Annotated in this window: 13 protein-coding genes; 10 read left to right on the forward strand and 3 right to left on the reverse strand. The window is 56.1% G+C overall.

The features are described 5' to 3' along the window. The first annotated feature begins 113 nt into the window (after nt 1–113). The 4 genes from dcd to gcvH all read left to right on the forward strand — a co-directional run bounded on the left by dcd (nt 114) and on the right by gcvH (nt 4657). Nucleotides 114–677, forward strand: coding sequence for a dCTP deaminase (gene dcd / locus DUD43_RS02705; protein WP_009461128.1), 564 nt, complete (start codon nt 114–116; stop codon nt 675–677). Between the two features lie 9 nt (nt 678–686). Beyond that, complete coding sequence (locus DUD43_RS02710; protein WP_153229052.1) at nt 687–2960, forward strand: arginine/lysine/ornithine decarboxylase; 2274 nt, start codon at nt 687–689, stop codon at nt 2958–2960. Between the two features lie 15 nt (nt 2961–2975). Beyond that, the gene (locus tag DUD43_RS02715) at nt 2976–4196 is read left to right on the forward strand and encodes an NAD(P)/FAD-dependent oxidoreductase (protein WP_194273490.1); all 1221 of its coding nucleotides are present in this window, start codon (nt 2976–2978) and stop codon (nt 4194–4196) included. Nucleotides 4197–4282: 86 nt separating this feature from the next. After that, entirely contained in the window at nt 4283–4657 is a 375-nt protein-coding gene (gene gcvH, locus DUD43_RS02720; protein WP_086060363.1) for a glycine cleavage system protein GcvH, read from the forward strand. A 328-nt stretch (nt 4658–4985) separates the two neighbouring features. On the opposite strand, the gene DUD43_RS02725 is transcribed toward gcvH, so the two are convergent. The 3 genes from DUD43_RS02725 to DUD43_RS02735 are packed head-to-tail and all read right to left on the reverse strand — an operon-like array spanning nt 4986 to nt 6710. Further along, a complete protein-coding gene (locus DUD43_RS02725; protein ID WP_063688822.1) occupies nt 4986–5483 on the reverse strand; it encodes a dihydrofolate reductase in 498 nt (165 codons plus the stop codon). Beyond that, nucleotides 5480–6280 (reverse strand): thymidylate synthase, encoded by an 801-nt coding sequence (locus tag DUD43_RS02730; protein ID WP_094195574.1) that lies wholly within the window; start codon nt 6278–6280, stop codon nt 5480–5482. The genes DUD43_RS02725 and DUD43_RS02730 overlap by 4 nt, the downstream gene beginning before the upstream one ends. A gap of 7 nt (nt 6281–6287) precedes the next feature. After that, entirely contained in the window at nt 6288–6710 is a 423-nt protein-coding gene (locus DUD43_RS02735; RefSeq protein WP_194273434.1) for an OsmC family protein, read from the reverse strand. Nucleotides 6711–7303: 593 nt separating this feature from the next. On the opposite strand from DUD43_RS02735, the gene DUD43_RS02740 reads away from it, so the two are divergent. Genes DUD43_RS02740 through coq7 form a run of 6 tightly spaced genes read left to right on the forward strand, consistent with a single transcriptional unit; the run spans nt 7304 to nt 12192 of the window. Further along, the gene (locus DUD43_RS02740; RefSeq protein WP_153229054.1) at nt 7304–8959 is read left to right on the forward strand and encodes a cbb3-type cytochrome c oxidase subunit I; all 1656 of its coding nucleotides are present in this window, start codon (nt 7304–7306) and stop codon (nt 8957–8959) included. 7 nt (nt 8960–8966) lie between these two features. After that, nucleotides 8967–9557, forward strand: coding sequence for a cbb3-type cytochrome c oxidase subunit II (locus DUD43_RS02745; protein WP_153229055.1), 591 nt, complete (start codon nt 8967–8969; stop codon nt 9555–9557). 55 nt (nt 9558–9612) lie between these two features. Then, nucleotides 9613–10200, forward strand: coding sequence for a c-type cytochrome (locus DUD43_RS02750; protein ID WP_153229056.1), 588 nt, complete (start codon nt 9613–9615; stop codon nt 10198–10200). Nucleotides 10201–10221: 21 nt separating this feature from the next. Continuing rightward, the gene (locus tag DUD43_RS02755) at nt 10222–10857 is read left to right on the forward strand and encodes an SCO family protein (RefSeq protein WP_009461119.1); all 636 of its coding nucleotides are present in this window, start codon (nt 10222–10224) and stop codon (nt 10855–10857) included. Next, on the forward strand, nt 10857–11492 hold the full coding sequence (locus tag DUD43_RS02760) for a hypothetical protein (protein WP_153229057.1): 636 nt from the start codon (nt 10857–10859) through the stop codon (nt 11490–11492). Before DUD43_RS02755 ends, DUD43_RS02760 begins: the two co-directional genes overlap by 1 nt. Before the next feature lie 31 nt (nt 11493–11523). After that, the gene (gene coq7 / locus DUD43_RS02765; RefSeq protein WP_153229058.1) at nt 11524–12192 is read left to right on the forward strand and encodes a 2-polyprenyl-3-methyl-6-methoxy-1,4-benzoquinone monooxygenase; all 669 of its coding nucleotides are present in this window, start codon (nt 11524–11526) and stop codon (nt 12190–12192) included. Nucleotides 12193–12274 lie beyond the last annotated feature (82 nt).

Here is a 12274-nt window from a genome sequence, read left to right on the forward strand (position 1 = left end):
CGCAAAGCGGGCAGAGAATTGTGGCGCAAATGACATATTTGCGCCGCAATTGGCTTGTGCGTGTATCTAAACGATAAAATAACCGGTTACTGATTTAAGGCGGCTAATTTCTTATGAGTATCAAAAGCGACCGTTGGATTCGGCGGGCTGCTGCCCAGGGCATGATCGAGCCTTTCGAGCCAGGCCAAGTGCGCAATGTAGACGGACAACGTATCGTCAGCTACGGCACCAGCAGCTATGGCTACGATGTGCGTTGTGCCAACGAATTCAAGATTTTCACCAACATCAACTCGACCATCGTGGACCCCAAGGCCTTCGATGAAAAATCCTTTGTGGATTTCGTCGGTGATGTGTGCATTATTCCGCCCAATTCCTTTGCGCTGGCCCGCACGGTTGAGTACTTCCGTATTCCCCGCAGTGTGCTGACCATGTGTCTGGGCAAAAGCACCTATGCCCGTTGCGGCATCATCGTGAACGTGACCCCGCTGGAACCCGAATGGGAAGGCCACGTCACCCTGGAGTTTTCCAACACCACCCCGCTGCCCGCCAAGATTTACGCCGGTGAAGGGTGTGCACAGATGTTGTTCTTTGAAAGCGATGAAGTGTGCGAAGTGTCGTACCGCGACCGCGGCGGCAAATATCAAGGTCAGCTAGGCGTTACCCTGCCTCGTACCTAGGAGTTCTGGATGAAGTTTCGTTTTCCTATCGTCATCATCGACGAAGACTACCGTTCCGAAAATACGTCAGGCCTGGGCATTCGAGCCCTGGCCTCGGCGATAGAGGCCGAAGGCGTAGAGGTTCTCGGGGTCACCAGCTATGGTGACCTTAGTTCTTTTGCGCAACAGCAAAGCCGCGCGAGCGCCTTCATTTTGTCGATTGATGATGAGGAATTCGATGTGGATTCCCCGGAGGATGTCGCCAATGCGATCAAGAACCTGCGCTCCTTTATTGGCGAGCTGCGGTTCCGCAACGAGGACATCCCCATCTACCTGTACGGCGAGACGCGCACCTCGCAGCATATCCCCAACGATATTCTGCGCGAGCTGCATGGCTTCATTCACATGTTCGAGGACACGCCCGAGTTCGTGGCGCGTCACATCATCCGTGAAGCACGCTCCTACCTGGAAAGCCTGGCACCGCCGTTTTTCCGCGAGCTGGTCAAATACGCGTCCGACGGTTCTTACTCCTGGCACTGCCCTGGGCACTCGGGTGGCGTCGCCTTCCTGAAAAGCCCGGTAGGGCAGATGTTTCACCAGTTTTTTGGTGAAAACATGCTGCGCGCTGACGTCTGTAATGCGGTCGATGAACTGGGCCAGTTGCTGGACCATACAGGCCCGGTAGCCGATGCCGAGCGCAACGCTGCCCGTATCTTCCATGCCGACCACTGCTTTTTCGTGACCAACGGCACGTCCACATCCAACAAGATCGTCTGGCACGCCAACGTGGCCAATAACGACGTGGTGGTGGTGGACCGTAACTGCCATAAGTCGATTCTGCACGCCATCACCATGACGGGCGCCATCCCGGTGTTTCTGCGCCCCACGCGCAACCACTTGGGCATTATCGGCCCCATCCCGCAGGACGAGTTCCTGCCGGAAAACATTGCGCGCAAGATCGAGGCCAATCCCTTTGCCAGCAAGGCCAAGAACAAGAAGCCTCGTATTCTGACGCTGACGCAAAGTACGTACGACGGCGTGATCTACAACGTCGAAATGATCAAGGAAACTCTGGATTCCAAGATCCCTACGCTGCACTTTGATGAAGCCTGGTTGCCGCATGCGGCTTTCCACGACTTCTATCACGACATGCATGCCATTGGTGCGGATCGTCCGCGCACCAAAGACACCATGATTTACGCCACGCACTCCACACACAAAATGCTGGCTGGCTTGTCGCAGGCGTCGCAGATTACGGTGCAGGATGCGGAAAACCGCCCCTTGGACCGCAACGTGTTCAACGAAGCCTACCTGATGCACACCAGCACCAGCCCGCAGTACGCAATTATTGCGTCCTGTGATGTGGCTGCGGCCATGATGGAGCCGCCCGGCGGCACCGCACTGGTTGAAGAAAGCATTTGCGAGGCCATGGACTTCCGTCGCGCCATGCGCAAGGTATCCAAGGAATATGGCGAGAGCGACTGGTGGTTCAAGGTCTGGGGCCCGGACAATCTGCCTGACGAAGGCATAGGCGAGCGCGACGACTGGATTTTGCGCTCCGACGCCGAATGGCACGGCTTTGGCAAGTTGTCGACCAACTTCAACATGCTGGACCCGGTCAAAGCCACGGTAGTGACTCCCGGCCTGGATATTTCCGGCACCTTTGCCGAGCAGGGCATTCCTGCCGCCCTGGTCTCCAAGTATCTGGCCGAGCACGGCGTGGTGGTCGAGAAAACCGGCCTGTATTCCTTCTTCATTCTGTTCACCATTGGTATCACCAAGGGTCGCTGGAATACCTTGCTGACCGCCTTGCAACAGTTCAAGGACGATTACGACCGTAACCAGCCCATGTGGCGCATCTTGCCGGACTTCTGCAAGACCCAGCCCACTTACGAGCGCATGGGCTTGCGTGATCTGTGTCAGCAGATTCACCAGGCTTACCGCAAGTACGATCTGGCCCGCCTGACTACCGAGGTTTATCTGAGCGACATGATTCCCGCTCTGAAACCGTCGGATGCCTACGCCAAGATGGCGCACGGCGATATCGAACGCGTTGGCATTGACGAGCTGGAAGGTCGAGTAACGGGTGTCTTGCTGACGCCTTACCCTCCTGGCATTCCTTTGCTGATTCCTGGCGAACGTTTTAACTCGCGCATTGTGGAGTACCTGCAATTTGCGCGCGAGTTCAATGCCCGCTTCCCCGGCTTTGAAACCTATGTGCATGGACTGGCGCAGGATATTGGCCCTGATGGACTGCCGCGCTACTACGTAGACTGCGTGCTTGAGTCTGAAACGAACGAGTAAACCCGCGTGACCCCTATTTTTGATGTTGCCGTCATCGGCGCAGGTGCGGCCGGCATGATGGCTGCCAGTATCGCAGGCCAGCGCGGCCTGCGAGTGGTATTGATTGATCACGCTGAAAAGCTGGCCGAGAAAATCCGTATTTCCGGTGGAGGGCGCTGCAACTTCACCAATACAGGTACCTCGCCAGAGAATTTTCTATCCAAGAACCCGCACTTTTGCCGTTCGGCCCTGGCTGGCTATACCCCCCAGGATTTTCTCCAACTGGTGCGAGAGTACCGCATCGGTTTCCATGAAAAGCACAAAGGTCAGCTTTTCTGTGATGACTCCAGCGAGTCCATCATCCAGATGCTGCGTCAGGAGTGCTTGAAAGGGCAGGTGTCCTGGCGCATGCCCTGTTCGGTGCAGTCCATAGGCCGTAGCGAAGAGGGCTTTGTGCTACGTACCAGCCAGGGCGATTTGAATGCCTTGCAGGTCGTTGTTGCGACCGGCGGTATGGCGATTCCGCAACTGGGTTCCACGGACTATGCCTTGCGCGTGGCGCGTCACTTTGGTTTGAAAGTGATCGAACCGCATCCGGCTCTGGTGCCTTTGACCTTTGATGGTCGGGACTGGAAGCCATTTTCTGCCTTGAGCGGGATGGCTTTGGAGGTGGAAGTCAGCACGGGGCAGGGCAAGCAACGCCAGGCTTTTCTGGAGGATTTGCTGTTCACGCACCGTGGCCTGTCCGGGCCGGGGATCTTGCAGATTTCCAGCTACTGGCAGTCGGGCGAGAGCATTAGTGTGGACCTGGCTCCCGGTCAGGATATCGCGCAGCAGTTACTGGATTTGAAGGCGGGTAGCCGCCAGCAGTTGGTCACTGTCTTGTCGACCTTGTGGCCTCGCCGTCTGGTCGAGCAATGGCTGGACACCTCGGACTTGTTGCCCAAAGGTGTGGGACAACAACGTCTGGCTGATTTGCCGGACCGCGTATTGCGTGCGGTGGGGCAGGTGATTAATGCCTGGGAGTTGAAACCCAGTGGCACCGCAGGCTATAAAAAGGCGGAAGTAATGAGCGGCGGCGTGGATACACGCGAGCTGAATCAGAAAAGCATGGAAGCACGTAAAGTACCCGGCCTGTTTTTTATTGGCGAAGCGGTGGATGTCACCGGCTGGCTGGGCGGGTATAACTTCCAATGGGCCTGGGCTTCGGCGGCGGCGTGTGCACGTGCACTGAAGGCGCAAGTAGCTCAGAGCTAAGTAAACGAGCGGGAGCGGCAAGACGCAGTGTTTGCGGCCGCTTCTGAAATCAACAGGATTGTGTGCTGGTTTGTCAGGGAGGCGATATGCAGCTGCCAGGAGATCGAAAGTACGTAGTAAGCCACGAGTGGGCCAAGGATGAAGACGGTATCGTGCTGGTTGGCATTACCGACTTTGCTCAGGACCAGTTGGGTGATTTGGTGTTTGTGGGTGACTTCACTCCCGGTACCCGTCTGGCTGCGGGTGCAACGGCGGGCGTGGTGGAATCGGTGAAGGCCGCTTCCGACATTTACGCACCGGTGGCGGGCGAACTGGTGGAGTTCAACCAGGCTTTGTCCGATGCGCCGCATCTGATCAACGAAGCCCCGTTTGATACCTGGATTTTCAAGCTCAAGGCTGACAATCCGGCTGACCTGCAAGGTTTGCTGGATGGCCCGGCTTATGCCGCGGTGGCTGAGTAAGTTCAGATATTGAGCTAGCAAGAATACGCGGTGGCTCAGCCTGATCCAGGCGGGTTGATCGTTAAAAAGGCCTGAGTCCGTGAAATCGGATTCAGGCCTTTTATTTGGCTTTGGGCAGGGTCAGGTGGCTGCGTGACGCAAGTCGCCGGGCTCCTGCTGGAGAACCTGAAGCTCAGCCCACTGTCGGGGCTAAGTTTTCCTTGCTGTTGATCTCTGTGCTGATGGAGTGCCGGCGTTGTTCAATATCAAAGCTCTGGCCCTGGCGCATTGACGTAGAGTTCGTGTACCGCAGGGTAGGTAAGCTCAAGCCCCCTGTTTTGCAGCTCTCTTAACTATTGCGGCGACGATACGTCACGTAATCGTAAGTGAAGCCATTTTCCTCGGGCTGGGGCAGGCGTTCAACTTCTTCCCATTCGCCCGCAGGCAAGGCTGGAAAGAAGGTGTCACCGTCTACATCGGCCTTGATCTCTGTTGCAATCAGTTCCTGTGCCACCGGGAGGGCCAGACGGAACAGTTGCTCACCACCAATCACGCAAGCAGTTTCAAAGCCGGGGCAGGCTGCCAGGGCATCGTCCAGATTGCTGAATACCTGTGCTCCTTCAGCCTGATAATCCGCATTGCGGCTGATCACCAGATTCGGACGGCCAGGCAAAGGACGGCCCAGCGACTCCCAGGTCTTGCGACCCATGATGATGGGCAAACCCATGGTCACGCGTTTGAAGTGCTGCAAGTCGGACGGCAGGCGCCAGGGCAGGTCGTTATCCTTGCCTATGCAGCGATTGGCCGCATAGGCAACGACCAGACGAATAAAAGGGGTGGAACTCATACGGCAACAGGCGCCTTGATATGGGGGTGAGGATCGTAGTCGGTGATTTCGAAGTCTTCGTACTCGTAATCAAACAGACTGGCGGGTTTGCGCTTGATCGTCAGCTTGGGGTAGGGGCGCGGCTCACGCGACAGCTGCAATTCGGCTTGCTCGAAGTGGTTGGAATACAGGTGGCAGTCGCCGCCTGTCCAGATGAAGTCACCCACTTCCAGATCACATTGCTGGGCCATCATGTGGGTCAGCAAGGCGTAGCTGGCGATATTGAAGGGCACACCCAGGAAAATATCCGCACTGCGCTGGTAGAGCTGGCAGGAGAGCTTGCCGTCGGCCACATAGAACTGGAACAGAGCGTGGCAAGGGGGCAGAGCCATCTGGCCCACATCCGCCACGTTCCAGGCCGAGACGATCAGGCGACGCGAGTCTGGATTCTTGCGAATCTGCTCCACCAACTGGCTGATCTGGTCGATGTGACGGCCATCGGGCGTAGGCCACGAGCGCCATTGCACGCCGTAGACGGGGCCCAGATTGCCGTTCTCGTCGGCCCATTCGTCCCAGATGGAGACGCCACGCTCTTGCAGCCAACGTACATTGGACTCGCCACGCAAGAACCACAGCAGCTCAATAAAGATGCTGCGGGTGTGCAGCTTCTTGGTCGTGATCAGCGGAAAACCCTGCGACAGATCGAAGCGCATTTGATGACCAAATACCGAGTTCGTGCCGGTACCTGTGCGGTCCCCTTTGGGAGTGCCTTGGGTGTAGACCAGGCGCAGCAGGTCTTCGTAGGGGTAGAGGGACATGGTGGCCTCAGGCTTGCTGAATGTCGACGGAATAGGTGATCTCGGCGGTTTTGCCCAGCATGGCCGAAGCGGAGCAGTACTTGTCGTGCGACAGTTGTACGGCGCGCTCAACGGCGGCTTGGGGCAGGTCCTTGCCAGTGACCACAAAAGTGAAGTGAATCTTGGTGAAGACTTTGGGGTCGGTGTCGGCACGTTCAGCCATCAGCTTGACCTGGCAGCCGGTAATGGCGTGACGACCGCGCTTGAGAATCAGCACCACGTCGTACGCTGCGCAGCCACCTGCGCCGGTCAGCAGCATTTCCATGGGGCGTGGGGCCAGATTATTGCCGCCACCTTCGGGTGCACCGTCCATGGCCGTCACATGACCACTGCCTGTACGGGCAACGAACAACATTCCGTCTTTGCCGCCCCAGTCGATTGTGCATTCCATATGAATTCCTTTGTTTGCAGTGCGAGCCAAGACTCGTCAGTAGATTGATAGCGGTGATTGTACTTTTTGATGGGGCCTGTGTCGCGCCCGGATGGAAACCAGGTTTAGCGTGATTTGATGCGGATCTTTGCAGCTTTATTGCTAATTGAAATGTGGGGCCCGGATGCGGGCCTTGTTACTTCTGAGCGCAGCTTATTGTGGCCGGTGTTGTGTCCGTATACGAAATTCCATATAGACAAATCGGAGCAGAACCACACTCTTTGTAAGATTTAGACTGGTTTTGTTGATTGTCCTAGGATAAACTTCGGAGCGGTACACGGCATTTTGAAACAGATATGTCACACGGGTTTACCCGCGCCTATAATGTCTGTCGCCCCTATACCAAAAAATGTCGTGCCCGTATTTGTTCTTTCTCAATAAACCCTGCTTTCCATGGGGGCTTTATTCAGACGTAACAAGCGGGTGTTTTAACATGACGGCTCTCGCGACCTAGGCAGTCGCAGATTTTTTGCGTCCATGCTCTTTCGATCTGCGACGCGTCAAGGTGCCGCCGAGCTGCTTGGCAGCTTCACATTAACCAGGCCTGGATCATTGTGAATACCGTTTCAATACTGCTACTAGCTTTCATATTGTCCGTTACAGGACTCTTTGTTTTCATCTGGTCGTTACGCCGTAACTTCTTTGACCACAGCCCCGCTGCTTCGCGAGAGATCTTCTCCAAAGGCGAAATCGGGCAGGTAGATGACCCCTCCGCCACCCCTGAACAACGTCAGGCACTTCAAGAAGAAATGGGTCGCAAGACAATTTCTGCTGAAGATCGTCAGGCGCTGAGCCTTGAACTGGCAGAACGCGTGGAAGCCGACCGTTCCTCCGCCAAGGTCACGTTCATTTTGCTGGCCTGTTCGGTCTTGTGGCTGATTTTCGCCTCGACCGCAGGTCTGATCAGCTCGATCAAGCTGCACGATCCCGAATTCTTGACACAACACGCCTGGATGACGTTTGGTCGCATGCGTACGCTGCACCTGAACGGTGTGGCTTATGGCTGGGCGCCAATGGCCGCTTTCGGCGTTGCCATGTGGATGCTGCCTCGTTTGCTCAAGACTCCCCTGATCGGTGCGCGTTATGCCATCGCAGGCGGGATCTTGTGGAATATTGGTCTGGCTATCGGTCTGACATGTATCGCGATGGGTATCACCGACGGTATGGAATGGCTGGAAATGCCCTGGCAGGTTGATATCCTGATGGTTATCGGTGGTGCCCTGGCTGCCTTGCCTTTGGTCTTCACCTTGCAGAACCGTCGTGCTCACCACCTGTATGTGTCGGTGTGGTACATGGGCGCCGCCCTGTTCTGGTTCCCCATCCTGTTCCTGGTCGGCAACCTGCCTGCCGTGCACGTGGGTGTTGAACAAGCAACCATGAACTGGTGGTTTGGCCACAACGTGCTGGGTCTGTTCTACACCCCGATGGCTCTGGCTTCGGTGTACTACTTCCTGCCGAAAATCATTGGTCAGCCTATCAGCTCCTACAACCTGTCTCTGGTGGGTTTCTGGGGTCTGGCATTTTTCTACGGTCAGGTCGGTGGTCACCACCTGGTCGGCGGCCCTGTGCCGCAGTGGATGGTTACCCTGTCCATCGTGCAAAGCATGATGATGATCATCCCTGTGCTGGCTTTCTCGATCAACCAGCACTACACCATGAAGGGTCACTTCCGTACCCTGATTCACTCGCCCACCCTGCGCTTTATCGTGCTGGGCGGCATGATGTACACCGTCAGCTCCATTCAAGGTTCTTTTGAAGCGCTGCGCAGCATCAACACGATTACCCACTTCACGCACTTTACGGTTGCCCACGCCCACATCGGCTTGTACGGCTTCTTTACCATCGTGATGTTCGGTGCCATCTACTACGTGATGCCACGTGTGATGTCCTGGGAATGGCCTTACCCCAAACTGATCTCCCTGCACTTCTGGCTGGTTGTGGTCGGTTTCTCCATCTACGCCATTGGTCTGAGCATTGGCGGCTGGCTGCAAGGTCTGGCCATGCTGGACCCTGCTAAAACCTTCATGGAGTCGGTGTTTGTCACGATGCCGTACCTGAAGTCGCGTTCTGTCGGTGGTGGTTTGATGACTCTGGGTCACCTTGTGTTTGCCTTCCACTTTGTGGCAATGGCTTTGCGCTATGGCAGCCGTCGTATTGGTCCAGCCCTGTTTCACCAGCGCTCGGCAACTCGCAATGTAGTGGAGGCATGATTTAGTCATGGAAAGCGAATACAAACTATTGGGCGGCGCCATGGTGACGCTGGCCCTGGCCACATCGGCTCTGGTCGTTGTCCCTTACCTGCAAGTCAAGAAGGTGGAGCCCTCTCCAGGGCTCAAGCCTTACACCGAGGTGCAACTGCGCGGCCGTCAGCAATACATTGATATGGGCTGTGTCTACTGTCACTCGCAGCAGCCACGTAGCCAGAATCAGGCTCCTGACTTCCAGCGTGGCTGGGGTCGTGCGTCGGTAGCAGGCGACTACTTCTACGACACACCACACTTGCTCGGCACCATGCGTACCGGTCCTGACTTGCTCAATATTGGTGCTCGTCAGCCTAGCGTGGACTGGCATCTGGGTCACTTGTATCAGCCTCGTGCTTACACCCCTGGCAGCAATATGCCTTCTTACCCCTTCATGTTCGAGCTCAAGGACAAGGCAGAGGAAGGCGACAAGGTTGTCAACTTGCCTGGTGATTTCGCACCGGAAGGCAAGGTGGTTGTGGCCAAGCAAGAGGCCCTGGACCTGGTTCAATACCTGTTGGCGCTGGATCGTACGTATCCCGTATCGCCAGCCAGCGTTATCAAATAAACAGGCATTGCTGAGCTAGCGCGCCCCGCAGGGCGGGGCGCCTCGGAGAATTAGAATGAGCGACAATCGTAAATATGAAGCACAGCTGCGTGAGCATTCCGATCCGGAAGAAAACGTAGCACCGATCCCTTGGGTGGTTCTGCTGATCATTGCAGGTCTGTTCCTGTGGGGCATCTACTATATTTTCAGCAGTGACCTGAGCCATGACGCAACCGTGGGCGACAACCGTATCGTTGCCGACTTCGAATTGCCAGAAGGCGCCGTAGACGGTCATCAACTGTTCGTAGCCCAATGTGCTGCCTGTCACCAGGCAACGGGTGCCGGTGTTCCAGGCGTGTTTCCTCCACTGGTAGGTTCCGAGTGGGTGCTGCGCAAACCTGAAGTTTTGGTCCAGATCATGCTGCACGGTATTACCGGCGAGATCACGGTCAAGGGTAATAAGTACAATGGTGCGATGCCCGAGTTCCGCGAGAAGTTCAACGACGAGGAATTGACGGCCGTTGTTAATTACCTGCGTACAGAGTTGGGCGGCAATAGCGCCGATCCTGTGGACGTGGCCTTTGTCAAAGCCGAACGTGAAAAAACAGCTGATAAAACCGATCATTGGAATGGGGACGCCGACCTGGCTCCCATGGAAGAGTAAGACTGAAATGATGGGCCAGCGATGAGACTATTTATAAGTATTCTCCTGGTTTTCGCCCTGGGTATTGGGGCACTGGCCCATTTGACGCAAGGGTTCTCCGCCCTGACAGCCGAGACGGCCCGTCGCAATGATGTTGCCGCCTCGCCGCGTCTGATCTCCGATGTCGAAGTACTGCTCCCTGCCGGGGGCAGTACCCAGCTAAGTTCCCTGCTGCAAAACGATGGTCGCATTACCATCGTCAATTTCATCTATACCCGCTGCGTCACGCTATGTCTGGCGATGGGCTCGGAGTATCAGCAACTGCAAAAAGCGATTGTGGACGAAGGCTTGCAGGATCGTATCCGCCTGCTGAGCATCAGTTTCGACCCCACCGATTCGCCTGATCACCTGCGTCGTTACAGCAAAACCATGAAGGCCAACCCGGACGTCTGGCAATTTGTCACCATGATGCCCGGCGAACAGCGCCAGCGTGTGCTGGATGATTTTGGTATCGTCGTCATTCCCGCCCCTTTTGATGAGTACGAGCACAACGCGGCTTATCACGTTGTCAGCGCCGAACCGCGGCTGGGTCGCATTGTGGATTACGGTGAACCCATGTTGGCCCTGGCCTATGCCAAGCGTGCCCTTGAAGATCTGGACAAGAAGGGAGCGATGTAATGTCTTTAAAACGTGTCGTCGAATCCCCTAAAGTACGTCCCTATTTTGGTAGTGCCCTGGCTCTGGTGGCGGCTTTGCTGTTTGCCGCTGCGGCTTTCTGGGATCGGCCTTTGACGGCCTCCATGAGCCTGCACATGCTGGTGCATATTCCCTTGTTGGTCCTGTCGGGCATTACCTTGCAGTTGGCCTTGCGCTACCAGGGCGTAGGCCGTTCGGCTGCCATCCAGTCCTTGCTGCGCCCGTATTACGCCCTGAATGAATATGGTTTGCCCGGCCTGATCATGGTCAGCTTTGCCGCGGCTTACTGGATGGTTCCCAAAGCACTGGACGATGTGCTGGTGTCGCCTCCCATGGCCACCGCCAAATATATTGGTCTGGTTTTGATGGGCATGTTGTTCATGGAGTCCTGGCGACGCGCCCACCTGGTGTTTCGCCTGTTCTTCTTCGGTAACTTCAGTTGGATGATGGCCATTGTTGGTTTGCTGTATTACGACAATCCGGTTCGGCTCTGTAATTTCTATCTACAGTCTGACCAAGAGATTGCCGGCATAGGCCTGGTTATCATGGCTTGTGTGCTGCCATTGCTGTGGCTCTTGTCTGAGAGCAAGGCAGTGATCGCCTTTTTGCGGCAATAATACCCATCCATTTTGTTTTGCAGGTGTCCTCATGAGCCATACCGTTTCCAACAGCGATACCCGTCTGTACCGGCGCAACAGCTTTTTTGACCAGATTCTGAGCGAGACGAATCGGGCCCTGGAAGTATTGGGACGTTCGGCACGCGCGTCGCGCCCGAATCCCGCGGGCAAGGAAGTGTCCGAGATCACGGCTGACGAAGCCCGCCATGCTGCCGGCCTGATGCGTGTGAACCATGTGGGCGAGATTTGCGCCCAGGCCTTGTACCGTAGCCAGGCCATGCTGTGCAAAGATCCCCAGGCAACCGAAGTGCTGCTGCAAGCGGCCCAGGAAGAGGTGGATCACCTGTCCTGGTGCGATGACCGTCTGCGCGAGCTGGACAGCCGCCCCAGCGTGTTCAACCCCTTGTGGTACGTCGGCTCCTTCGCCTTGGGTTTGCTCGCCAGCCGGGCAGGGGTGCCGTACAACCTGGGCTTTATGGCCGAGACCGAACGTCAGGTTGAAGAGCACCTGGAAAGCCATCTGGAGTCCTTGCCTGCCAGCGACAATCGCTCGCGCCGCATTGTGGAAAAAATGCGCGATGACGAGATTGAGCATCGTCGTACTGCCGAGAATCATGGCGCCGTAGGTTTGCCGCCACCCGTCAAAACCTTGATGCGCATGATGTCCAAAGTCATGACGACGACGGCTTATCGCTTGTAATTACTTTGCTTGAGCCAGTCGCTGTAGCTTGCTGCTGGTTCTTGAGCTTTATGCGACTGACGAAAAAACGGGCCAATCATTG

Source organism: Alcaligenes faecalis (assembly GCF_009497775.1).
In the GTDB taxonomy this organism is placed as follows: domain Bacteria; phylum Pseudomonadota; class Gammaproteobacteria; order Burkholderiales; family Burkholderiaceae_B; genus Alcaligenes; species Alcaligenes faecalis_D.

Bases quoted from the DNA above. Each gene is read 5' to 3' on its own strand.
- dcd (WP_009461128.1), top strand. From the start codon at position 114: ATGAGTATCAAAAGCGACCGTTGGATTCGGCGGGCTGCTGCCCAGGGC.
- DUD43_RS02710 (WP_153229052.1), top strand. From the start codon at position 687: ATGAAGTTTCGTTTTCCTATCGTCATCATCGACGAAGACTACCGTTCC.
- gcvH (WP_086060363.1), top strand. From the start codon at position 4,283: ATGCAGCTGCCAGGAGATCGAAAGTACGTAGTAAGCCACGAGTGGGCC.
- DUD43_RS02725 (WP_063688822.1), bottom strand. From the start codon at position 5,483: ATGAGTTCCACCCCTTTTATTCGTCTGGTCGTTGCCTATGCGGCCAAT.
- DUD43_RS02730 (WP_094195574.1), bottom strand. From the start codon at position 6,280: ATGTCCCTCTACCCCTACGAAGACCTGCTGCGCCTGGTCTACACCCAA.
- DUD43_RS02735 (WP_194273434.1), bottom strand. From the start codon at position 6,710: ATGGAATGCACAATCGACTGGGGCGGCAAAGACGGAATGTTGTTCGTT.
- DUD43_RS02745 (WP_153229055.1), top strand. From the start codon at position 8,967: ATGGAAAGCGAATACAAACTATTGGGCGGCGCCATGGTGACGCTGGCC.
- DUD43_RS02750 (WP_153229056.1), top strand. From the start codon at position 9,613: ATGAGCGACAATCGTAAATATGAAGCACAGCTGCGTGAGCATTCCGAT.
- DUD43_RS02755 (WP_009461119.1), top strand. From the start codon at position 10,222: ATGAGACTATTTATAAGTATTCTCCTGGTTTTCGCCCTGGGTATTGGG.
- DUD43_RS02760 (WP_153229057.1), top strand. From the start codon at position 10,857: ATGTCTTTAAAACGTGTCGTCGAATCCCCTAAAGTACGTCCCTATTTT.
- coq7 (WP_153229058.1), top strand. From the start codon at position 11,524: ATGAGCCATACCGTTTCCAACAGCGATACCCGTCTGTACCGGCGCAAC.